Source organism: Streptomyces daghestanicus, from assembly GCF_020521275.1.
Taxonomy (GTDB): Bacteria; Actinomycetota; Actinomycetes; order Streptomycetales; family Streptomycetaceae; genus Streptomyces; species Streptomyces griseoviridis.
The window spans coordinates 292,190-313,567 of sequence record NZ_BNDX01000011.1; the positions used below are offsets into that span (position 1 = coordinate 292,190).

The following is a 21,378-nucleotide window of genomic DNA, read 5'->3' on the forward strand; positions in this document are numbered from 1 at the left end:
CCGGAGGGAACCCCGTGCAGATCGCGATCGTCCTCTACGACCGCTTCACCGCCCTCGACGCCGTCGGCCCCTACGAGACCCTCGGCCGGCTCCCGGACGCAGAGACCGTCTTCGTCGCCGAGGAGACCGGCCCCGTCCGCGCCGACACCGGCGACCTGGCCCTCGTCGCCGACCGGACCCTGGCCGAGGTGCCGGCCCCCGGCATCGTCGTCGTCCCCGGCGGCCCCGGCCAGACCCCGCAGATGGCGAACACCGCGCTCCTCGACTGGCTGCGCGCCGCCGACGCCACCAGCACGTGGACGACGTCGGTGTGCACCGGCTCCCTGCTGCTCGCCGCCGCCGGACTCCTGACGGGCCGGCGCGCGACCTCGCACTGGCTGGCCCTGGACCACCTGGCGCACTACGGAGCCCGTCCGACGGGGGAACGGGTCGTCACCGACGGCAAGTACGTCACCGCCGCCGGCGTCTCCGCCGGCATCGACATGGGCCTGACCCTGCTCGGCCGGATCGCCGGCGACGACCACGCGCGCGCGGTGCAGCTCCTGACCGAGTACGACCCGCAACCGCCCTACGACGCCGGTTCCCCCGACAAGGCGCCCGCCCACCTGGTGGCCGAGTTCCGGGGGCAGGGCCGCTTCACCCTGACGCAGGCGCGCTCCAGGTGAAGCGCGGGGGCCGGCGCTCCAGGAACGCCGCGACGCCCTCCGCCGTCTCACCGCTGCCGCCCGCCTGCGCGGCCCAGTACGCCTCCCGGCCCTCCCGACCGTCCACGAACTCCTTCGCCGCCGTCTGCGTCAGCCCCGAGCGGGACACCAGCACGCGGGTGAACTCCGCGACCCGCGCGTCCAGGCCCCCCGTCGGCAGCACCTCGTCGACCAGGCCGGTGCGCAGCGCTCGCCCGGCGTCGATCAACTCGCCCGAGAACAGGAGGTACTTCGCGGTGGCCGGGCCGACCAGCGAGGTCAGCCGCCGGGTGGCGGAGGCCGGGTAGACCACCCCCAGCCGGGCGGGGGTCACCCCGAACAGCGCCCCCTCCTCGGCGAACCGCAGATCACAGGCGGCGGCCAGCTGCACCCCGCCGCCCACGCAGTGCCCCCGCACCGCCGCGAGCGCCGGCTTCGGGAAGGCGGCCAGCGCCTCCTCCGCCGCCACGGCCAGCCCCTGCGCCTTCCCGGGACCGCCGGCCAGCGTGGCGATGTCCGCCCCGGCGCAGAAGGTACCGCCCTCGCCGGTGAGGACCAGCGCCCGGACCGCCGGATCGGCGGCGAGGGCGTCCAGCAGCGGGGGCAGCGCCCGCCACATCGCCGCCGTCATGGCGTTGCGCTTGTCCGGACGGTGGATGACGACGGTGGCCACCGCGTCCGTGACGCGATGCAGCAGCTGGGGCTCCATGCGCCGGATGTTACCGGCCGGTTCCGGACCGGCCGCCGCCGGTGCCGCGGCGGCGGAAGGCGTCCGAAATCGTCCGCATTCTGGGACGCCAAACCCGTACAAACGGAATAGTTCGCCAAGACGGGCGCAACCGGGACGGGATCAGTCCCACAACTGACCGTGTCATACGCCAACGGTCAGAACCGTTCGATAGCTGCTGACTTCCGTTCAGAACCTCAGAGCGGAGCGACGCGTTACCAACACTCGGTGGTGTGGTGACAATCGAGCGCAAGGGTGGCGACCCGACGATGGACGACCACGGGCGGCAGGACGGCACCGTCCCCCGCCCCGAGGGACCCGGGACCCGTCCGGACGAGGACAGAGACGAAGGGAAGGGAGAGGGCACCGACGAGGGCAAACCCCTGGACCCGTTGCCGTACGAAGGTGTCTGGCGGTTCACCGCCCCGTCCGTCGAGGCGTCCGTCCCGCAGGCCCGGCACGCCGTGCGCGACCTCCTCGTACGGCAGGGCATCCCCGTCCCGGCGGACGTCGCCGAGGGCCTGCTGCTGATCGTCTCCGAGCTGGTCACCAACGCGGTGCGGCACGCGGCGGTGCTGTCCCCGACGCTCGGCGTGGAGGTGGCGGTCGGCTCGGGCTGGCTGCGGCTGTCCGTCGAGGACAACCACCCCTACCGCCCGACCGCCCTGGAGACCGACCACGCCCGCACCGGAGGCCGGGGCCTGCTCCTGGTGCGCGAGATCACCCGGGAGGCGGGCGGGGCGTGCGACGTCGCCCACACGGCGACCGGCGGCAAGGTCGTCTGGGTGGCCCTGCCGCTCGGCCCCGCCGCCCGCTGAGCGCCGGCGCCTGGCTACCAGCCGGCGGACGGACCCGTCAGCTCGCGGACCGCCGGACGCGCCGCGTCCAGCACCGTCATGAACCACGCCGAGAAGGTGTCCCGCGCGTGCCGCTCCGCCAGCTCGGCCGGGGTGACGAAGACCGTCTCGGCGACCTCCTCCGGGTCGGGCCGCGGCGCCGCCTGCACCAGGCCCACGAAGAGGTGGTTGTACTCCTGCTCGACCAGGCCCGAGGCGGGGTCCGGGTGGTTGTAGCGCACCGTCCCCGCCTCGGCGAGCAGCGACGGGGAGACCCCCAGCTCCTCGAAGGTGCGCCGGGCCGCCGCGGCGAACGGCGCCTCGCCGGGGTAGGGGTGGCCGCAGCAGGTGTTGGACCACACGCCGGGGGAGTGGTACTTGCCGAGCGCCCGCTGCTGGAGCAGCAGCCGGCCGCGCTCGTCGAAGAGGAACACCGAGAAGGCGCGGTGCAACCGTCCGGGCGGCTGGTGCGCGGAGAGCTTCTCCGCGGTGCCGATCGTGACGCCGTCCTCGTCGACGAGTTCCAGCAGAATCGCGTCCGCGGTGCCGTTCGGCGAGCTGTGCGCCGCGGTGGCAGGAGTGATCGGCATACCCATCCTTCGCATCGGTCCTCGCGCCCCAAGTGTGCCGTACCCGATCGGCGCTCCCGGCACTTCCCCGCCCGCCCGCATGTCCCGCGCGGGCGCGCGGGCGGCGGCCGGGACGGTCGTCCACCGGAAGGGGGCCCGACAGACGATCGTGCCCGGTGCCCCCGGCGGGAAATCCTCCGGGGGCGGACCGCCGCGTTGCCCGGCGCGCGCTGTCCCCGACGCGCCCCCCGCTGTCCCGTACGCCCGGGGGGACAGCCGTCCCGCCCCCTCAGTGGCACAGCCGCGCCTCGTGCTCGGCGTGACCCCCCGGTTCCAGCTGGAAGGTGCAGTGCTCCACGTCGAAGTGGACGCCCAGGCACCCCTGGAGTTCGTGCAGCATCTTCTCGTGGCCGATCGCGTTGAGCACCTCGGAGCTGACCACCACGTGCGCGGAGAGCACCGGCATCCCGGACGTGATCGTCCACGCGTGCAGATCGTGCACGTCCTCCACCCCGTCCAGCGCCAGTATGTGCGCCCGCACCTCGGCGATGTCGACGCCCTTCGGCGCGGCCTCCAGCAGCACGTCCAGCGTCTCGCGCAGCAGCTTGACCGTCCGCGGCACGATCATCACGCCGATCACCAGCGAGGCGATCGGGTCGGCGGCCTGCCAGCCGGTGGTGACGATCACCAGCGCGGACACGATCACCGCGACCGACCCCAGCGCGTCCGCCACCACCTCAAGGAACGCGCCCCGCACGTTCAGGCTCTCCGCCTGTCCGCGCATCAGCAGCGACAGCGAGACCGTGTTCGCCACCAGGCCGATCGCGCCGAAGACGACGGTCAGACCGCCCTCGGTGCCCGCCGGCGTGACGAACCGCTGGACCGCCTCGTACAGGACGTACCCGCCCACCCCCAGCAGCAGCAGACAGTTGGCCAGCGCGGCCAGGATCTCGGCCCGGGCCAGGCCGAAGGTGCGCCGGTCACTGGGCGGCCGGCCGGCGAAGTGGACCGCCAGCAGGGCCATGCCCAGCCCCACCGCGTCCGTCGCCATGTGCGCCGCGTCGGCGACCAGGGCCAGCGAGTCGGCCAGCACCCCGCCGACGACCTCCACGACCATCACGGTGAGCGTGATCGCCAGCGCCACCCGCAACCGGCCCCGGTACGCCGCGGTCGCCGTACCGCCCGGCGGAGCGCCGTGCGCGTGCCCGTGATCGTGCCCAGCCCCCATGAAAGCCGCCTCCCTCAGGTCCGCCGGGAGCACAGTGAACTACGGGCCGGGGGTATCCGGCAACGCGGCACTGAACACCGTTGTCATTGCCCCTGACCTGCGCAAACTCCCCGCAGGTCAGGCCGGCCGGCCCGGCCCCCGCGTACCCCCGGGCCGTCCCCTTCATCCCGCTTCCCGGGCCGGCGGTCCGGGGCGCGGTTTGTTCGCCGGCCCCTGCATCCCTGATGATGATCGCGGCAAAGGCGTGGGCACGCCGTGTCGACCGTCCGTGAAACGGCCGGTGAACACGGCGTTCTGGTCATCGGATAACCTCTGCCGACATGCCGCCCGGGGGCTGTGGACACGGGCGCCTCCACCAGCACAGGCCCGGCGCACGGCGTCGGCACCCAGGGAGTGAGTTCGGTTGTCGACCGCCATCCTCACCGGCCAGCCGGTCCCCGGATCGTCGATCGAGGGCGATCTGCGGGAACTGGGCTTCCGGGTACGTCCCGCCGCCGACGCGGCCGACGCCGAGACCCAGCTCGCCCAGGTGCCGGGCGGGGAACGGGTCGCCGTGATCGACGCCCGCTTCGTCGGCCACCTGCACGCCCTGCGCCTCGGCCTCACCGACCCCCGCTTCCCCCTCGCCGCGGTTCCCGGGGCCGTCACGGCCCAGCCGGCCGGCCGCCAGGCGCTGACCCGCGCGATGGCCCGCCAGACCTCCGCCGCCGGCACCGCGGGCGGCGCGACCACCCTGGCCGACAGCCTCGCCGACCGCATCGTCACCGCCCTCGACGAGGCCGGCGCCGAGGTGCACCGGCCCGAGCTGGGCAGCCTGGTCGCCGAGGTCCCCGCCGACCCGCAGGCCCGCAACGAGGCCCGGCAGGCGGTCGCCGCCGTCGACGACGAGGCGATCCGGCTGAAGTCGGCGGTGAAGGCCCGCGACGGCTTCTTCACCACCTTCTGCATCAGCCCGTACTCCCGCTACCTCGCCCGCTGGTGCGCCCGCCGCGGCCTGACCCCCAACCAGGTCACCACCGCCTCCCTGCTGACCGCCCTCATAGCGGCGGCCTGCGCGGCCACCGGCACCCGCGGCGGCTTCGTCGCCGCCGGTGTGCTGCTGCTCTTCTCCTTCGTACTGGACTGCACCGACGGCCAGCTCGCCCGCTACTCCCTCCAGTACTCCACCCTCGGCGCCTGGCTCGACGCCACCTTCGACCGGGCCAAGGAGTACGCCTACTACGCCGGCCTCGCCCTCGGCGCGGCCCGCGGCGGCGACGACGTCTGGGCCCTCGCGCTGGGCGCGATGGTCCTCCAGACCTGCCGGCACGTCGTGGACTTCTCCTTCAACGAGGCCAACCACGACGCGACCGCGAACACCAGCCCGACCGCCGCCCTCTCCGGCAAGCTCGACAGCGTCGGCTGGACGGTCTGGGTCCGCCGCATGATCGTGCTGCCGATCGGCGAGCGCTGGGCGATGATCGCCGTCCTCACCGCCGTCACGACCCCCCGCGTCACCCTGATCGTCCTGCTGATCGGCTGCGCCTTCGCCGCCACGTACACCACGGCCGGCCGCGTCCTGCGCTCCCTGACCCGCAAGGCCCGCCGCACCGACCGGGCCGCGACCGCGCTCGCCGACCTCGCCGACAGCGGGCCCGTCGCGGAGGCCCTGACCCGGGTGACCCGCGGCCTGCCCGGCGGCACCGCCCCGGTGGCGGCCCTGATCGGCGGCGCCGCCGTCACCGCCACGGCCGCGCTGACCGGCTTCGGCGGCCCCTGGACCCTCGTCGCCGCCGCCGTCCACGCCCTGACCTCGGCCGCCGCCGTCGCCCGCCCCCTCAAGGGCGCCCTCGACTGGCTGGTCCCGCCGTTCTTCCGCGCCGCCGAGTACGGCACCGTCCTGCTGCTCGCGGCGGAAGCGGACGTGAACGGCGCCCTTCCGGCGGCTTTCGGGCTGGTGGCGGCGGTCGCCTACCATCACTACGACACGGTCTACCGCATCCGCGGCGGCGCGGGCGCGCCCCCGAACTGGCTGCGGCGGGCCGCCGGGGGACACGAGGGACGCACGCTGCTGGTCGCCCTGCTGGCCGCGCTGCTCACCGCCGCGCAGTTCACCGTCGCGCTCACGGTCCTCGCCGTGGCCGTGGCCCTGCTGGTGCTCGTCGAGAGCGTCCGCTACTGGGTGTCCGCCCACCGGGCCGGCTCACCCGCCGTACACGACGAAGGAGAAACCGCATGATCGGCCTCGTGCTCGCGGCCGGCGCCGGACGGCGTCTGCGCCCCTACACCGACAGCCTGCCCAAGGCGCTGGTGCCGGTGGGGCCCGCGGGCATAGAGGGCGAACCCACGGTTCTCGACCTGACCCTCGGCAACTTCGCCGAGATCGGCCTGACCGAGGTCGCGGTCATCGTCGGCTACCGCAAGGAGGCCGTCTACGCACGCAAGGCGGCCCTGGAGGCGAAGTACGGCCTCAAGCTCACCCTCATCGACAACGACAAGGCCGAGGAGTGGAACAACGCCTACTCCCTGTGGTGCGGCCGTGACGCCCTCAAGGACGGCGTGATCCTCGCCAACGGCGACACCGTCCACCCGGTCTCCGTCGAGAAGACGCTGCTCGCCGCCCGCGGCGAGGGCAAGAGGATCATCCTCGCCCTGGACACGGTGAAGCCGCTGGCCGACGAGGAGATGAAGGTCGTCGTCGACCCCGCCAAGGGCAGCATGACGAAGATCACCAAGCTGATGGACCCGGCCGAGGCGACCGGCGAGTACATCGGCGTCACCCTCATCGAGGGCGACGCCGCGCCCGAGCTGGCCGACGCGCTGAAGACGGTCTGGGAGACCGACCCCCAGCAGTTCTACGAGCACGGCTACCAGGAGCTGGTCAACCGCGGCTTCCGGATCGACGTGGCGCCGATCGGCGACATCGCGTGGGTGGAGATCGACAACCACGACGATCTCGCCCGCGGACGGGAGATCGCGTGCCAGTACTGACCCGGCTGATCCCCTCGCCGCTGGTCGTGGACATCCGCCCGGGTGCCCTCGACGACCTCGGCTGCGTCCTCGCCGACGAGCGCATCTCGCACTCCGGCCGCCTCGCCGTCGCCGTCAGCGGCGGCTCCGGCGCCCGGCTGCGCGAGCGCGTCGCGCCCTCGCTGCCCGGCGCCACCTGGTACGAGGTCGGCGGCGGCACCCTGGACGACGCGGTCCGGCTGGCCGGCGCCATAAAGGCCGGCCACTACGACGCCGTCGTCGGACTCGGCGGCGGCAAGATCATCGACTGCGCCAAGTTCGCCGCGGCGCGGGTCGGCCTGCCGCTGGTCGCCGTCCCCACCAACCTCGCGCACGACGGCCTGTGCTCACCCGTCGCCACCCTCGACAACGACGCGGGCCGCGGCTCCTACGGCGTACCCAACCCGATCGCCGTCGTCATCGACCTCGACGTCATCCGCGAGGCCCCCGTCCGCTACGTACGGGCCGGCATCGGTGACGCCGTCTCCAACATCTCGGCCATCGCCGACTGGGAGCTGGCGAACCGGGTCAAGGGCGAGCGGATCGACGGCCTGGCCGCCGCGATGGCCCGCCAGGCCGGCGAGGCCGTGCTGCGCCACCCCGGCGGCATCGGCGACAACGACTTCCTCCAGGTGCTCGCCGAGGCGCTGGTGCTCAGCGGCATCGCCATGTCCGTCTCCGGCGACTCACGGCCGTCCTCCGGGGCGTGCCACGAGATCAACCACGCCTTCGACCTGCTCTTCCCCCAGCGCGCCGCCGCCCACGGCGAGCAGTGCGGCCTGGGCGCGGCCTTCGCGATGTGGCTGCGCGAGGCCCACGAGGAGTCGGCGTACATGGCCGAGGTGCTGCGCCGGCACGGGCTGCCGGTGCTGCCGGAGGAGATCGGCTTCACCCCCGAGGAGTTCGTCCGCGTCGTGGAGTTCGCTCCCGAGACCCGGCCCGGGCGGTACACCATCCTCGAACACCTCGACCTGAAAACCGACCAGATCAAGGACGTCTACACCGACTATGTCAAGGCCATCGGTAGCTGAACTACGTCCGGTCGTCCACCCCGCGGGGGTCAAGGACCGGCGCAGCGGTGAGCACTGGATGGGACGCCTCTACATGCGCGAGGTGTCCCTGCGGGTCGACCGCTACCTGGTGAACACCAGGGTCACACCCAACCAGCTCACGTACCTGATGACCGTCTGCGGCGTCCTCGCCGCCCCGGCGCTGCTGGTGCCGGGCATCTGGGGCGCCGTGCTCGGCGTCGTCGCGGTCCAGCTCTACCTGCTGCTGGACTGCGTCGACGGCGAGGTCGCACGCTGGAAGAAGCAGTACTCCCTCGGCGGCGTCTACCTGGACCGGGTCGGCGCCTACCTCACCGACGCCGCCGTCCTGGTCGGCCTCGGCCTGCGCGCCGCCGACCTCTGGGGCACCGGCCGGATCGACTGGCTGTGGGCCTTCCTCGGCACCCTGGCCGCGCTCGGCGCCATCCTGATCAAGGCCGAGACCGACCTGGTCGGCGTCGCCCGTCACCAGAACGGCATGCCGCCGGTCAAGGAGGCCGCCGCCGAGATGCGCTCCTCCGGCATGGCCCTGGCCCGCCGGGCCGCCGCCATGCTCAAGTTCCACCGCCTCATCCTGGGCATCGAGGCGTCCCTGCTGATCCTGGTCCTCGCCCTCGTCGACCACGTCCGCGGCGACCTGTTCTTCACCCGCCTCGGCACCGCGGTGCTGGCCGGCATCGCCCTGCTCCAGACCCTGCTGCACCTGGTGTCCGTCCTGGCCTCCAGCAGGCTGAAGTGAGCCGCCCCGTGAAGGTCGGCGCCGTCATCATCACCATGGGCAACCGGCCCGAGGAGCTGCGCGCCCTGATCGACTCCGTCGCCAAGCAGGACGGCGACCCGGTCCAGGTCGTGGTCGTCGGCAACGGCTCGCCCGTCCCGGACGTCCCCGACGGCGTGCGCACCGTCGAACTGCCGGAGAACCTCGGCATCCCCGGCGGCCGCAACGTCGGCATCGAGGCGTTCGGCCCCGGCGGCCGGGACGTCGACGTCCTGCTGTTCCTCGACGACGACGGCCTCCTCGCCCGCACCGACACCGCCGAGCTGTGCCGGAAGGCGTTCACCGAGGACCCCCGGCTCGGCATCGTCAGCTTCCGCATCGCCGACCCGGACACCGGCGAGACCCAGCGCCGGCACGTGCCCCGGCTGCGCGCCGCCGACCCGATGCGCTCCTCCCGGGTCACCACCTTCCTCGGCGGCGCCAACGCCGTACGCACAGCGGTTCTCCAGGAGGTCGGCGGCCTGCCGGACGAGTTCTTCTACGCGCACGAGGAGACCGACCTGGCGTGGCGGGCCCTCGACGCGGGCTGGATGATCGACTACCGGTCCGACATGGTGCTGTACCACCCCACGACCGCCCCCTCCCGGCACGCGGTCTACCACCGCATGGTCGCCCGGAACCGGGTCTGGCTGGCCCGCCGCAACCTGCCCGCCCCCCTGGTCCCGGTCTACCTCGGCGTCTGGCTGCTGCTCACGCTCGCCCGGCGCCCCTCGCGCCCCGCGCTGAAGGCGTGGTTCGGCGGGTTCCGGGAGGGCTGGGCCACCCCCTGCGGTCCCCGCCGGCCCATGAAGTGGCGTACGGTGTGGCGGCTGACCCGGCTGGGCCGGCCTCCCGTCATCTGAGAAGCTCGAACCCCGGCACACCGGGCGGTCCGGCACCCGGGCCGCCCGGTCGCGCGAGGCCGGTACCGGCCGCGCATCTTCGAAGACGAAAGTTTCCACTAGTGAGTGAGACAACGCACGACGGCACGGTCGCCACGACCAGGCCCGTGTCACCCGACGACGGCCTCACGGCGGCCCAGCTCGCCGACAAGTACGGCCTGTCCGTGAGCGGCGCCCGGCCCTCACTCGTCGAGTACGTCCGCCAGCTCTGGGACCGGCGGCACTTCATCCTCGCCTTCTCACGAGCCAAGCTGACCGCGCAGTACAGCCAGGCCAAACTGGGCCAGCTCTGGCAGGTGGCCACCCCGCTGCTGAACGCGGCGGTCTACTTCTTCATCTTCGGCCTGCTGCTCGGCGCCCGCCGGGGCATCCCGCACGACATCTACGTCCCGTTCCTGGTGACCGGCGTCTTCGTCTTCACCTTCACCCAGTCCTCGGTGCTCGCGGGCGTCCGCGCCATCTCCGGCAACCTGGGCCTGGTCCGCGCGCTGCACTTCCCCCGGGCCTCACTGCCCGTCTCCTTCGCGCTCCAGCAGCTCCAGCAGCTGCTGTTCTCGATGATCGTGCTGGTCGTCATCATGATCGGTTTCGGCAGCTACCCCCGGCTCGCCTGGCTGCTCGTGGTGCCGGCGCTGCTGCTCCAGTTCGTCTTCAACACCGGCCTCGCGCTGATCTTCGCGAGGATGGGCAGCAAGACCCCCGACCTGGCCCAGCTGATGCCGTTCGTCATGCGTACCTGGATGTACGCGTCCGGCGTGATGTTCTCCATCCCGGCGATGCTCGCCGACAAGGACGTCCCCGGCTGGCTCACCGACATCCTCCAGTGGAACCCGGCCGCGATCTACATGGACCTGATCCGCTTCGCGCTGATCGACGGCTACGGCTCCTCCTACCTGCCCCCGCACGTCTGGGCCTTCGCCCTGGGCTGGGCGGTCCTGGCCGGGGTGGTCGGCTTCGTCTACTTCTGGAAGGCCGAGGAGAGGTACGGCCGTGGCTGAGGCGACCCGGGGCGAGCGGGTCCCCACCGTCATCGCCGACGACCTGCACATCGTCTACCGCGTCAACGGCGCCCGCAGCGGGAAGGGCAGTGCCACCGCCGCCCTGAGCCGCATACTCAAGCGCGGCGAGGACCGGGGGGTGCGCAAGGTGCACGCCGTACGGGGTGTCTCCTTCGTCGCCTACCGGGGCGAGGCCATCGGCCTGATCGGCTCCAACGGCTCCGGGAAGTCCACCCTGCTGCGCGCCATCGCCGGTCTGCTCCCCGCCGAGAGCGGCCGGGTCTACACCGACGGCCAGCCCTCCCTGCTCGGCGTGAACGCGGCGCTGATGAACGACCTGACCGGCGAGCGCAACGTGATCCTCGGCGGTCTCGCCATGGGCATGTCCCGCGAGCAGATCAAGGAGCGCTACCAGGAGATCGTCGACTTCTCGGGCATCAACGAGAAGGGCGACTTCATCACCCTGCCCATGCGCACCTACTCCTCCGGCATGGCGGCCCGGCTGCGGTTCTCCATCGCCGCCGCCAAGGACCACGACGTCCTGATGATCGACGAGGCCCTGGCCACCGGCGACCGCAAGTTCCAGAAGCGCTCCGAGGCCCGCATCCGCGAGCTGCGCAAGGAGGCCGGCACGGTGTTCCTGGTCAGCCACAACAACAAGTCCATCCGTGACACCTGCGACCGCGTCCTGTGGCTGGAACGCGGCGAGCTGCGCATGGACGGCCCGACGGACGAGGTGCTCAAGGAGTACGAGAAGTTCGTCGGCAAGTAACCGTACGGACCCGTCAGACCCCGTCGGCATCCCTCCGGCGGGGTCTCGCGTCTGCAAAGGAACCGTCAACTCCGGGCGCGTGGAGGAATCTTGGAATCAATTGGTGTGTTGTTGTGATGTACATACGCCCCCCGCGTAGTTCGATGAGTTGTACAACGTAAGCTGTACCGGTCCCGAATCGCGGCACATGGGGCGATAATGCCCGGCACCCTCGGTCGGGGCTGTCCGGCGGGCGGCCGGGCGGCGTGTCCGAAATAGTGCGTATTGGGTCGGCAGTGTAGAACGGGAGATGTGACGGCAATGGCTATGGAGACTCCCCACCGCCGCGAGGCGTGCGCCGTCCGCGCCCCGGGCGGCCGGCGATGACGGGCACCGGCACGGCACCGGCCGTCGACCCGGAGCGCGGCACGCTCGACAAGGCCGCCGCGGAGAACTTCCCCGTGGCCCCCTTCTTCCTGCCCCGCGACTGGCGCGCCGACCTCATGGCCGTCTACGGCTTCGCCCGTCTGGTCGACGACATCGGCGACGGCGACCTGGCCCCCGGCGGCGCCGACGCCCGCCTCCTCGGCGTCCCCCCGGAGCGCGCCGACGACCGCCTGGCACTGCTCGACGCCTACGAGACCGACCTGCGCCGCGTCTTCGACGGCACCCCGCGCCACCCGATCCTGCGCCGCCTCCAGCCGACCGTGCGCCGCCGCGCGCTGACGCCCGGCCCCTTCCTGGGACTGATCGCCGCCAACCGCCAGGACCAACTGGTCTCCCGCTACGAGACCTACGACGACCTCCTCGCCTACTGCGAGCTGTCGGCCAACCCGGTCGGCCGGCTGGTCCTCGCCGTCACCGGCACCTCGACGCCCGAACGGATCCGCCGCTCGGACGCGATCTGCACGGCCCTGCAGATCGTCGAGCACCTCCAGGACGTCGCCGAGGACCTGGGCCGGGACCGCGTCTACCTGCCCGCCGAGGACATGAAACGCTTCCGCGTGCGCGAAGCGGACCTCGCCGCGAAATCCGCTGGCGCATCGGTGCGCGCGCTGATTGCCTACGAAGCACAACGCGCCCGCGACCTCCTGGATGAGGGCGCCCCCCTGGTGGGTAGCGTCCACGGCAGGCTCAGACTGCTGCTCGCGGGGTTCGTGGCGGGAGGAAGGGCGGCCCTCCGGGCGATCGCCGCCGCCGAATTCGACGTACTTCCCGGCCCGCCCAAGCCCGGCACGATCCAGTTGTTGCGCGAGGCGGGCGCGACTCTGCGAGGAGAGGGGTGATCCGGACGGTGGAGTCAGCATCCGCGTCCGCACCGGTACTCGCCGCCTACAGCTACTGCGAGGCCGTCACCGGACAGCAGGCGCGCAACTTCGCGTACGGCATCAGGCTGCTGCCCACGCCCAAGCGCCGGGCGATGTCGGCGCTCTACGCGTTCTCCCGGCGCGTCGACGACATCGGCGACGGCGTGCTCCCGGCCGACGTCAAGGTGGCCCGGCTCGACGACACCCGGGCGCTGCTCGCCCGGATCCGCGCCGGCGAGATCGACGAGGACGACACCGACCCGGTCGCCGTCGCCCTCGCGCACGCCGCGCGCCGGTTCCCGATCCCGCTCGGCGGACTGGACGAACTCATCGACGGCGTCCAGATGGACCTGCGCGGCGCGACCTACGAGACCTGGGACGACCTGAAGGTCTACTGCCGGTGCGTGGCCGGCGCCATCGGCCGTCTCTCGCTCGGCGTCTTCGGCACCGAACCGGGCGCCCGCGGCGCCGAACGCGCCGCCGAGTACGCCGACACCCTCGGACTCGCCCTCCAGCTCACCAACATCCTGCGGGACGTCCGCGAGGACGCCGAGGACGGGCGGACCTATCTGCCCGCCGACGACCTCGCCAAGTTCGGCTGCTCGGCCGGTTTCCACGGGCCGACCCCGCCGGAGGGCTCCGACTTCACCGGCCTCGTGCACTTCGAGGTCCGCCGGGCCCGCGCCCTGTTCGCCGAGGGTTACCGGCTGCTGCCCATGCTCGACCGGCGCAGCGGCGCCTGCGTCGCCGCCATGGCCGGCATCTACCGCCGCCTCCTCGACCGCATCGAGCGCGATCCCGAGGCCGTGCTCCGCGGCCGGGTCTCGCTGCCCGGACGCGAGAAGGCCTACGTCGCCGTGCGCGGCCTGTCCGGCCTGGACGCCCGGCACGTCACGCGCCGGACCGTCAGGAGGCGCGCTTGATGGACGCCACGTCCCGGGGCGACGGGTCCGGAGGGGAACGGCGGGCAACCCTCCGTCGTCCGGCCGCGTCCCTGACTCCGACGGCGGGCCCGGTGCCGCCCGCCCGTCACGGCCGCCGCGCACGGAAGGGTGCACGATGACCCAGGGCAACGACGTACCGCACGGCGGCACGCGCCACACCGTCGTGATCGGGGGCGGGCTCGCCGGCGTGACCGCCGCGCTCTCGCTCGCCGACGCCGGCGTGCGCGTCACCCTCCTGGAGGGCAGACCCCGCCTGGGCGGGCTCGCCTTCTCCTTCCGGCGCGGCGGACTCACCGTCGACAACGGCCAGCACGTCTACCTGCGCTGCTGCACCGCCTACCGCTGGTTCCTCGACCGCGTGGAGGGAGCGGCGCTGGCACCGCTGCAGGAACGTCTCGACGTGCCCGTCGTCGACGTCGCCAGACCCGAGGGACGGCGGCTCGGCCGGATCCGGCGCGACCCGCTGCCGGTGCCGCTGCACCTGGCGCGCAGCCTCGCCACGTATCCGCACCTCTCGCCGGCCGACCGGGCCGGGGCGGTCCGCGCCGCGCTCGCGCTGGGCCGGCTCGACCTGGCCGATCCGGCTCTGGACGCCCGGGACTTCGGCGGCTGGCTGGCCGCGCACGGCCAGTCCCCGCGGGCCGTCGAGGCCCTGTGGGACCTGGTCGGGGTGGCCACCCTCAACGCGGTCGCGGGCGACTGCTCCCTGGCGCTCGCCGCGATGGTGTTCAAGACCGGTCTGCTGTCCGACCCGGGCGCGGCCGACATCGGGTGGGCCCGCGTCCCGCTGGGAGAACTGCACGACCGGCTCGCCCGCAAGGCGCTCGACTCCGCGGGCGTCCGTACCGAGGTCCGTACACGCGTCACCTCCGTCTCCCCGGACGAGAACGGGCGGTGGAGCGTGCGGGTTCCCGGCGCGACCGTCGACGCCGACGCGGTCGTCCTCGCCGTACCGCAGCGCGAGGCGCACGGACTGCTGCCCGCCGGGGCGCTCGACGATCCCGGCCGGCTCCTGGAGATCGGCACCGCGCCGATCCTGAACATCCACGTCGTCTACGACCGCAAGGTGCTGAACGCACCGTTCCTCACGGCCCTCGGCACCCCGCTGCAATGGGTCTTCGACCGCACCGACGCCTCCGGCCTGACGGAAGGCCAGTACCTGGCGGTGTCGCAGTCGGCCGCGCACGACGACATCGAGGAGCCCGTGGCCGCGCTGCGGGAACGCTATCTGCCCGAACTGGAGCGGCTGCTGCCCCGCGCCCGGGGCGCCGGGGTGAGGGACTTCTTCGTGACCCGGGAGCGCACCGCGACGTTCGCCCCGGCCCCCGGCGTCGGACGGCTCAGGCCCGGCGCCCGCACCAAGGCACCCGGCCTGTACCTGGCCGGAGCGTGGACCGCCACCGGGTGGCCCGCGACCATGGAGAGTGCGGTCCGCAGCGGTGTCGGCGCGGCGGGCGCCGTGCTCGGCGCCCTGGGCCGGTCCCGCGCGGTCCTCCCCGACTTCTTCGAGGAGGCGGCGTGAGGACCGAGTCGCGTGGCACCGACCGCACCCCCGGTACCGCAACTGGAGGAGAGACTGTGCCCACTGCGTCCCCGGCCCCGGCGGCCGACCCACGGACCACGGTGGACGTGACCGCGCTCCTGGAGCGCGGCCGGACCCTGGCCACGCCGGAGCTGCGGGCGGCCGTGGACCGGCTGGCGCCTCCCATGGACACCGTCGCCGCCTACCACTTCGGCTGGATCGATGCCCAGGGCAACCCGGCCGACGGCGACGGCGGCAAGGCCGTCCGCCCCGCGCTGGCGGTGCTCTCCGCGGAGGTCACCGGGGCTCCCGCGCACACCGGTGTCCCCGGCGCGGTCGCCGTCGAACTCGTCCACAACTTCTCACTCCTCCACGACGACCTGATGGACGGTGACGAACAGCGCCGCCACCGCGACACGGTCTGGAAGGTGCACGGCCCCGCCCAGGCCATCCTGGTCGGCGACGCCCTGTTCGCCCTGGCCAACGAGGTGCTGCTGGAACTCGGCACCGTCGAGGCGGGCCGTGCCACGCGCCGCCTGACCGCCGCCAGCCGCGCCCTGATCGACGGCCAGGCGCAGGACATCTCCTACGAGCACCGCGACCGGGTCAGCGTCGAGGAGTGCCTGGAGATGGAAGGCAACAAGACCGGCGCCCTGCTCGCCTGCGCCTCCTCCATCGGAGCGGTCCTCGGCGGCGCGGACGAGCGGACCGCCGACACCCTGGAGAAGTACGGCTACCACCTGGGCCTCGCCTTCCAGGCCGTCGACGACCTGCTCGGCATCTGGGGCGACCCGGAGGCCACCGGCAAGCAGACCTGGAGCGACCTGCGCCAGCGCAAGAAGTCCCTCCCCGTCGTCGCCGCGCTCGCGGCCGGCGGCCCCGCCTCCCGGCGGCTCGGCGAGATCCTCGCCGACGACGCCAAGAGCACCGACTTCGCGAACTTCTCCGAGGAGGAGTTCGCGGCCCGCGCCGCCCTCATCGAGGAGGCGGGCGGACGCGAGTGGACCGCCGAAGAGGCGCGCCGCCAGCACACCATCGCCATCGAAGCCCTGGACGCCGTCGACATGCCCGTGGAGGTACGGGACCGGTTCGCGGCGCTCGCCGACTTCGTCGTCGTACGAAAGAGATGATCAGTATCGGTCGAATAGTCCTCGCCTAGTCGCCGGCCGGTGCCCGCGCACCGGCCGACGGCGGACCCGCAGCAGACAGCAGACGCACACTGCACGAAGGGGAAGCCATGACAGCGACGACCGACGGAAGCACCGGGGCGACTCTGCCGCCCCGGGCAGCCGCGGCCAGCACCACCGACAACCGGATCCCCGAGGCGGCCGGGGTACAAGAAGCCGCCGTACGCGCCACCCGGCGCGCCACCGACTTCCTCCTCGCGAAGCAGGACGCGGAGGGCTGGTGGAAGGGCGACCTGGAGACCAACGTCACCATGGACGCCGAGGACCTCCTCCTCCGTCAGTTCCTGGGCATCCTCGACGAGGAGACCACCAAGGCCGCCGCCCTGTTCATCCGGGGCGAGCAGCGCGAGGACGGCACCTGGGCCTCCTTCTACGGCGGCCCCGGCGAACTGTCCACCACCATCGAGGCGTACGTCGCCCTCCGCCTGGCCGGGGACGCGCCGGACGCCCCGCACATGGTGAAGGCGGCCGAGTGGGTCCGTGCCCGGGGCGGCATCGCCGCCGCCCGTGTGTTCACCCGCATCTGGCTGGCCCTGTTCGGCTGGTGGAAATGGGAGGACCTGCCGGAACTCCCGCCGGAACTCATCTGGTTCCCCACCTGGATGCCGCTGAACATCTACGACTTCGGCTGCTGGGCCCGGCAGACGATCGTGCCGCTGACCATCGTGTCGGCCAAGCGCCCCGTCCGCCCCGCGCCCTTCCCGCTGGACGAGCTGCACACCGACCCCGCCGACCCCCACCCGTACCGGCCGCTGGCCCCCGCGGCGACCTGGGACGGCGCCTTCCAGCGCCTCGACAAGGCCCTGCACGCCTTCCGCAAGGTGGCCCCGCGCCGGATGCGCCGCGCGGCGATGAACGCCGCCGCCCGCTGGATCATCGAGCGCCAGGAGAACGACGGCTGCTGGGGCGGCATCCAGCCCCCGGCCGTGTACTCGGTCATCGCCCTCTACCTGCTCGGCTACGACCTCGAACACCCCGTCATGCGGGCCGGCCTTGAGTCCCTGGACCGGTTCGCGGTGTGGCGCGAGGACGGCGCCCGGATGATCGAGGCGTGCCAGTCCCCGGTCTGGGACACCTGCCTCGCGACCATCGCGCTCGCCGACGCCGGGGTGCCCGCCGACCACCCGCAGCTCGTGAAGGCGGCGGACTGGATGCTGGGCGAACAGATCGTGCGCCCCGGCGACTGGTCGGTGAAGCGGCCCGGACTGCCGCCCGGCGGCTGGGCGTTCGAGTTCCACAACGACAACTACCCCGACATCGACGACACCGCCGAGGTCGTCCTCGCGCTGCGCCGCGTCAGGCACCACGACCCGGAGCGGGTGGAGAAGGCCATCGGGCGCGGGGTGCGCTGGAACCTCGGCATGCAGTCGAAGAACGGCGCGTGGGGCGCCTTCGACGTCGACAACACCAGCCCCTTCCCCAACCGGCTGCCGTTCTGCGACTTCGGCGAGGTCATCGACCCGCCGTCGGCCGATGTCACCGCGCACGTCGTCGAGATGCTCGCCGCCGAGGGCCTCACCCACGACCCGCGCACCCGGCGCGGCATCGAGTGGCTGCTGGCCGAACAGGAGGCCGACGGTTCCTGGTTCGGCCGCTGGGGCGTCAACTACGTCTACGGCACCGGTTCCGTCGTCCCCGCGCTCGTCGCGGCCGGACTGCCCGCCTCGCACCCGGCGATCCGCCGCGCGGTGTCCTGGCTGGAGTCCGTCCAGAACGACGACGGCGGCTGGGGCGAGGACCTGCGCTCCTACCGGTACGTGCGGGAGTGGAGCGGCAAGGGCGCCTCGACCGCCTCGCAGACCGGCTGGGCGCTGATGGCCCTGCTGGCGGCGGGCGAGAAGGAGTCCAAGGCCGTCGAGCGGGGCGTGCGGTGGCTCGCCGACACCCAGCGGGAGGACGGTTCCTGGGACGAGCCGTACTTCACCGGCACCGGATTCCCCTGGGACTTCTCCATCAACTACCACCTGTACCGCCAGGTGTTCCCGCTGACCGCGCTCGGCCGGTACGTGTACGGCGAGCCCGCCGTCACCCGGCCGAAGACCGGCGGCGGTGCGCGCCTCGCCGAGGCGAAGGCGAGCTGATGAGCCACCCGTCCGCCGCTCCGGCGCCGCTGCTGATCGCCTGTGCGCTCGGCATCGAGCACCTCGCCCTGCGCACGGGCGGACGGGGCGGCGCGGACGGACCGGTCACCGTCCTGCGGACGGGCATGGGTCCCAAGGCGGCCGGGCGTTCGGTCACCCGGGTGCTGGCCGACCCCGCGCTGGCCGGCGCCGCCGTGCTGGCCACCGGGTTCTGCGCGGGGCTCGCCCCGGGAATGCACCCCGGTGACCTGGTCGTCGCCGAGGAGACCCGGGACCCGCGCGGCACGGTCGGCTGCGTGGGCACCGACCGGCTCGTCAAGGAACTCGCGCGGGCCGTGCCCGGCCGCACCGTCCACACCGGGCCGCTGACCGGGTCCGACCACGTGGTCCGCGGCCCCGAACGCGCCGCGCTGCGGGCGACCGGCGCGATCGCGGTCGACATGGAGTCCGCCGCCACGCTCCTGAGCGCCGTCCGCGCGGCCCCGCGCCCCGTCGCGGCCGTACGGGTGGTCGTGGACGCTCCGGAACACGAACTCGTCCGGATCGGCACGCTGCGCGGTGGAATATCGGCCTTCCGCGTTCTTCGTTCCGTACTACCCGCTTTCTATGAATGGCACCGTTCTTTGCTGCTCCCCCGGAGGTGAGCCAGATGGCAATGCCGCTTCGTCAGTCCATCAAGGTCGCTACATATCTCGCCGAACAGAAGCTCCGCAAGCGGGACAAGTTTCCGCTCATCGTCGAGTTGGAACCGCTTTTCGCCTGCAATCTGAAATGTGAGGGATGCGGGAAGATCCAGCATCCTGCGGGCGTGCTCAAGCAGCGCATGCCGGTCGCCCAGGCCGTGGGCGCGGTGCTGGAGTCCGGGGCACCGATGGTCTCCATCGCCGGCGGCGAGCCGCTGATGCACCCGCACATCGACGAGATCGTGCGCCAGCTGGTGGCCAAGCGGAAGTACGTCTTCCTGTGCACCAACGCCATGCTGCTGCGCAAGAAGATGGACAAGTTCACGCCCTCGCCGTACTTCGCCTTCGCCGTGCACATCGACGGACTGAAGGAACGTCACGACGAGTCGGTGGCCAAGGAGGGCGTCTTCGACGAGGCCGTGGCGGCGATCAAGGAGGCCAAGCGGCGCGGCTTCCGGGTCACCACCAACTCGACCTTCTTCAACACCGACACCCCGCAGACCATCATCGAGGTCCTCGACTTCCTCAACGACGAGCTGAAGGTCGACGAGATGATGATCTCCCCGGCCTACGCCTACGAGAAGGCCCCCGACCAGGACCACTTCCTCGGTGTCACGCAGACCCGGGAGCTGTTCAAGAAGGCGTTCGCGGGCGGCAACCGGCTGCGCTGGCGGCTCAACCACTCCCCGCTCTTCCTGGACTTCCTGGAGGGCAAGGTCGACTTCCCGTGCACCGCGTGGGCGATCCCGAACTACTCGCTGTTCGGCTGGCAGCGGCCCTGCTACCTGATGAGCGACGGGTACGTGCCGACGTACCGGGAGCTGATCGAGAAGACCGACTGGGACAAGTACGGCCGCGGCAAGGACCCGCGCTGCGACAACTGCATGGCGCACTGCGGCTACGAGCCCACCGCCGTGCTGGCCACCATGGGGTCGCTCAAGGAGTCGCTGCGGGCCATGCGCGAGACGGTCTCCGGGAACCGGGAGTGATGGGGGCATGACCGCCGTTTCCCTGGGGGTCCCGCAGGTACCGGCCCGGCCGCTCGCCGCGCGGCGCCCGTCGCGGCAGATCCAGGTGGGATCGGTGGCGGTGGGCGGTGGGGCTCCGGTGTCGGTGCAGTCCATGACGACGACGCGTACGTCGGACGTGGGCGCCACGTTGCAGCAGATCGCGGAGCTGACCGCGTCCGGGTGCGAGATCGTGCGCGTCGCCTGTCCCACGCAGGACGACGCGGACGCCCTGCCGGTCATCGCGAAGAAGTCGCAGATCCCGGTGATCGCGGACATCCACTTCCAGCCGAAGTACGTGTTCGCGGCGATCGAGGCGGGATGTGCGGCGGTCCGGGTGAACCCGGGCAACATCAAGAAGTTCGACGACCAGGTGAAGGAGATCGCGGCGGCGGCCCGGGACCACGGGACGCCGGTGCGGATCGGGGTGAACGCCGGGTCGCTCGACCGGCGTCTGCTGCGGAAATACGGGAAGGCGACGCCCGAGGCGCTGGTGGAGTCGGCGCTGTGGGAGGCGTCGCTGTTCGAGGAGCACGGGTTCCGGGACCTCAAGATCTCGGTCAAGCACAACGACCCGGTGGTGATGATCGAGGCATACCGGCAGCTGGCCGAGCGATGCGACTATCCCCTGCACCTGGGAGTGACGGAAGCCGGTCCCGCGTTCCAGGGGACGGTGAAGTCGGCCGTGGCCTTCGGGGCGCTGCTCTCCCAGGGCATCGGTGACACCATCCGGGTGTCGCTGTCGGCACCGCCGGTGGAGGAGGTCAAGGTCGGTATCCAGATCCTGCGGTCGCTGGGGCTCAAGGAGCGCCGGCTGGAGATCGTGTCGTGTCCGTCCTGCGGCCGGGCCCAGGTCGACGTGTACCGGCTGGCGGAGGAGGTCACGGCCGGGCTCGACGGCATGGAGGTGCCGCTGCGGGTGGCCGTGATGGGCTGTGTGGTCAACGGTCCGGGTGAGGCTCGTGAGGCCGATCTCGGGGTGGCCTCCGGCAACGGCAAGGGGCAGATCTTCGTCAAGGGCGAGGTCGTCAGGACCGTCCCCGAGTCGAAGATCGTGGAGACCCTGATCGAGGAGGCGATGAAGATCGCCGAACAGATGGAGAAGGACGGCGCGTCGGGGGAGTCCGCCGTCACCGTGAGCTGAACAGCACGGACCGAA

General features: G+C 72.4%; 21 protein-coding genes. 18 read left to right on the forward strand and 3 right to left on the reverse strand.

Translation table 11 applies throughout. From position 1 onward, the window contains the following. Window positions 1-14 precede the first annotated feature (14 nt). Complete coding sequence (locus Sdagh_RS23620) at window positions 15-665, forward strand: DJ-1/PfpI family protein (RefSeq protein WP_189415702.1); 651 nt, start codon at window positions 15-17, stop codon at window positions 663-665. On the opposite strand, the gene Sdagh_RS23625 is transcribed toward Sdagh_RS23620, so the two are convergent. Continuing rightward, the gene (locus Sdagh_RS23625) at window positions 637-1,392 is read right to left on the reverse strand and encodes an enoyl-CoA hydratase/isomerase family protein (RefSeq protein WP_190077080.1); all 756 of its coding nucleotides are present in this window, start codon (window positions 1,390-1,392) and stop codon (window positions 637-639) included. The genes Sdagh_RS23620 and Sdagh_RS23625 overlap by 29 nt on opposite strands. Before the next feature lie 287 nt (window positions 1,393-1,679). Between Sdagh_RS23625 and Sdagh_RS23630 the strand changes: the two genes are divergently transcribed. Further along, on the forward strand, window positions 1,680-2,228 hold the full coding sequence (locus tag Sdagh_RS23630; RefSeq protein WP_189416234.1) for an ATP-binding protein: 549 nt from the start codon (window positions 1,680-1,682) through the stop codon (window positions 2,226-2,228). A gap of 14 nt (window positions 2,229-2,242) precedes the next feature. Here the strand turns inward: Sdagh_RS23630 and idi are convergent, their stop codons facing one another. Together idi and Sdagh_RS23640 are read right to left on the reverse strand one after the other, a co-directional pair. Next, a complete protein-coding gene (gene idi / locus Sdagh_RS23635) occupies window positions 2,243-2,836 on the reverse strand; it encodes an isopentenyl-diphosphate Delta-isomerase (protein ID WP_189415706.1) in 594 nt (197 codons plus the stop codon). Between the two features lie 268 nt (window positions 2,837-3,104). Next, window positions 3,105-4,043 carry a cation diffusion facilitator family transporter gene (locus Sdagh_RS23640; protein WP_189415708.1) on the reverse strand — a complete coding sequence of 313 codons (939 nt, stop codon included), beginning with the start codon at window positions 4,041-4,043 and terminating at the stop codon, window positions 3,105-3,107. A 403-nt stretch (window positions 4,044-4,446) separates the two neighbouring features. Here Sdagh_RS23640 and Sdagh_RS23645 point away from each other — a divergent pair, with 403 nt between their 5' ends. The 16 genes from Sdagh_RS23645 to ispG all read left to right on the forward strand — a co-directional run bounded on the left by Sdagh_RS23645 (window position 4,447) and on the right by ispG (window position 21,363). After that, window positions 4,447-6,261 (forward strand): DUF5941 domain-containing protein, encoded by a 1,815-nt coding sequence (locus Sdagh_RS23645; protein WP_190077079.1) that lies wholly within the window; start codon window positions 4,447-4,449, stop codon window positions 6,259-6,261. Then, window positions 6,258-7,013 carry a phosphocholine cytidylyltransferase family protein gene (locus Sdagh_RS23650; RefSeq protein WP_190077078.1) on the forward strand — a complete coding sequence of 252 codons (756 nt, stop codon included), beginning with the start codon at window positions 6,258-6,260 and terminating at the stop codon, window positions 7,011-7,013. Before Sdagh_RS23645 ends, Sdagh_RS23650 begins: the two co-directional genes overlap by 4 nt. Continuing rightward, a complete protein-coding gene (locus Sdagh_RS23655; protein WP_189415714.1) occupies window positions 7,001-8,062 on the forward strand; it encodes an iron-containing alcohol dehydrogenase family protein in 1,062 nt (353 codons plus the stop codon). The genes Sdagh_RS23650 and Sdagh_RS23655 overlap by 13 nt, the downstream gene beginning before the upstream one ends. Further along, window positions 8,040-8,819 (forward strand): CDP-alcohol phosphatidyltransferase family protein, encoded by a 780-nt coding sequence (locus Sdagh_RS23660; protein WP_189415716.1) that lies wholly within the window; start codon window positions 8,040-8,042, stop codon window positions 8,817-8,819. The genes Sdagh_RS23655 and Sdagh_RS23660 overlap by 23 nt, the downstream gene beginning before the upstream one ends. Before the next feature lie 8 nt (window positions 8,820-8,827). Further along, a complete protein-coding gene (locus tag Sdagh_RS23665) occupies window positions 8,828-9,700 on the forward strand; it encodes a glycosyltransferase family 2 protein (RefSeq protein WP_189416237.1) in 873 nt (290 codons plus the stop codon). A gap of 101 nt (window positions 9,701-9,801) precedes the next feature. Further along, entirely contained in the window at window positions 9,802-10,737 is a 936-nt protein-coding gene (locus Sdagh_RS23670) for an ABC transporter permease (RefSeq protein WP_189415718.1), read from the forward strand. Continuing rightward, entirely contained in the window at window positions 10,730-11,509 is a 780-nt protein-coding gene (locus tag Sdagh_RS23675; protein ID WP_189415721.1) for an ABC transporter ATP-binding protein, read from the forward strand. Before Sdagh_RS23670 ends, Sdagh_RS23675 begins: the two co-directional genes overlap by 8 nt. 362 nt (window positions 11,510-11,871) lie before the next feature. Then, entirely contained in the window at window positions 11,872-12,774 is a 903-nt protein-coding gene (hpnC, locus tag Sdagh_RS23680) for a squalene synthase HpnC (RefSeq protein ID WP_189415723.1), read from the forward strand. Next, window positions 12,771-13,718: a presqualene diphosphate synthase HpnD gene (gene hpnD / locus Sdagh_RS23685; RefSeq protein WP_189415725.1), complete on the forward strand. Its 948-nt coding sequence runs from the start codon at window positions 12,771-12,773 to the stop codon at window positions 13,716-13,718. The genes hpnC and hpnD overlap by 4 nt, the downstream gene beginning before the upstream one ends. Next, the gene (locus Sdagh_RS37020; RefSeq protein WP_360018903.1) at window positions 13,718-13,858 is read left to right on the forward strand and encodes a DUF6380 family protein; all 141 of its coding nucleotides are present in this window, start codon (window positions 13,718-13,720) and stop codon (window positions 13,856-13,858) included. Before hpnD ends, Sdagh_RS37020 begins: the two co-directional genes overlap by 1 nt. Continuing rightward, entirely contained in the window at window positions 13,855-15,261 is a 1,407-nt protein-coding gene (hpnE, locus tag Sdagh_RS23690) for a hydroxysqualene dehydroxylase HpnE (protein ID WP_189415727.1), read from the forward strand. Before Sdagh_RS37020 ends, hpnE begins: the two co-directional genes overlap by 4 nt. A gap of 56 nt (window positions 15,262-15,317) precedes the next feature. Continuing rightward, a complete protein-coding gene (locus tag Sdagh_RS23695) occupies window positions 15,318-16,391 on the forward strand; it encodes a polyprenyl synthetase family protein (protein ID WP_189415729.1) in 1,074 nt (357 codons plus the stop codon). Window positions 16,392-16,498: 107 nt separating this feature from the next. Further along, window positions 16,499-18,529, forward strand: coding sequence for a squalene--hopene cyclase (gene shc, locus Sdagh_RS23700; RefSeq protein WP_189415731.1), 2,031 nt, complete (start codon window positions 16,499-16,501; stop codon window positions 18,527-18,529). Further along, a complete protein-coding gene (locus Sdagh_RS23705) occupies window positions 18,529-19,173 on the forward strand; it encodes a phosphorylase family protein (RefSeq protein WP_189415733.1) in 645 nt (214 codons plus the stop codon). Before shc ends, Sdagh_RS23705 begins: the two co-directional genes overlap by 1 nt. A gap of 5 nt (window positions 19,174-19,178) precedes the next feature. Then, window positions 19,179-20,201 carry an adenosyl-hopene transferase HpnH gene (gene hpnH / locus Sdagh_RS23710; RefSeq protein WP_189415735.1) on the forward strand — a complete coding sequence of 341 codons (1,023 nt, stop codon included), beginning with the start codon at window positions 19,179-19,181 and terminating at the stop codon, window positions 20,199-20,201. 7 nt (window positions 20,202-20,208) lie between these two features. Next, complete coding sequence (gene ispG / locus Sdagh_RS23715) at window positions 20,209-21,363, forward strand: flavodoxin-dependent (E)-4-hydroxy-3-methylbut-2-enyl-diphosphate synthase (protein ID WP_189415737.1); 1,155 nt, start codon at window positions 20,209-20,211, stop codon at window positions 21,361-21,363. The last annotated feature ends 15 nt before the right edge of the window (window positions 21,364-21,378 follow it).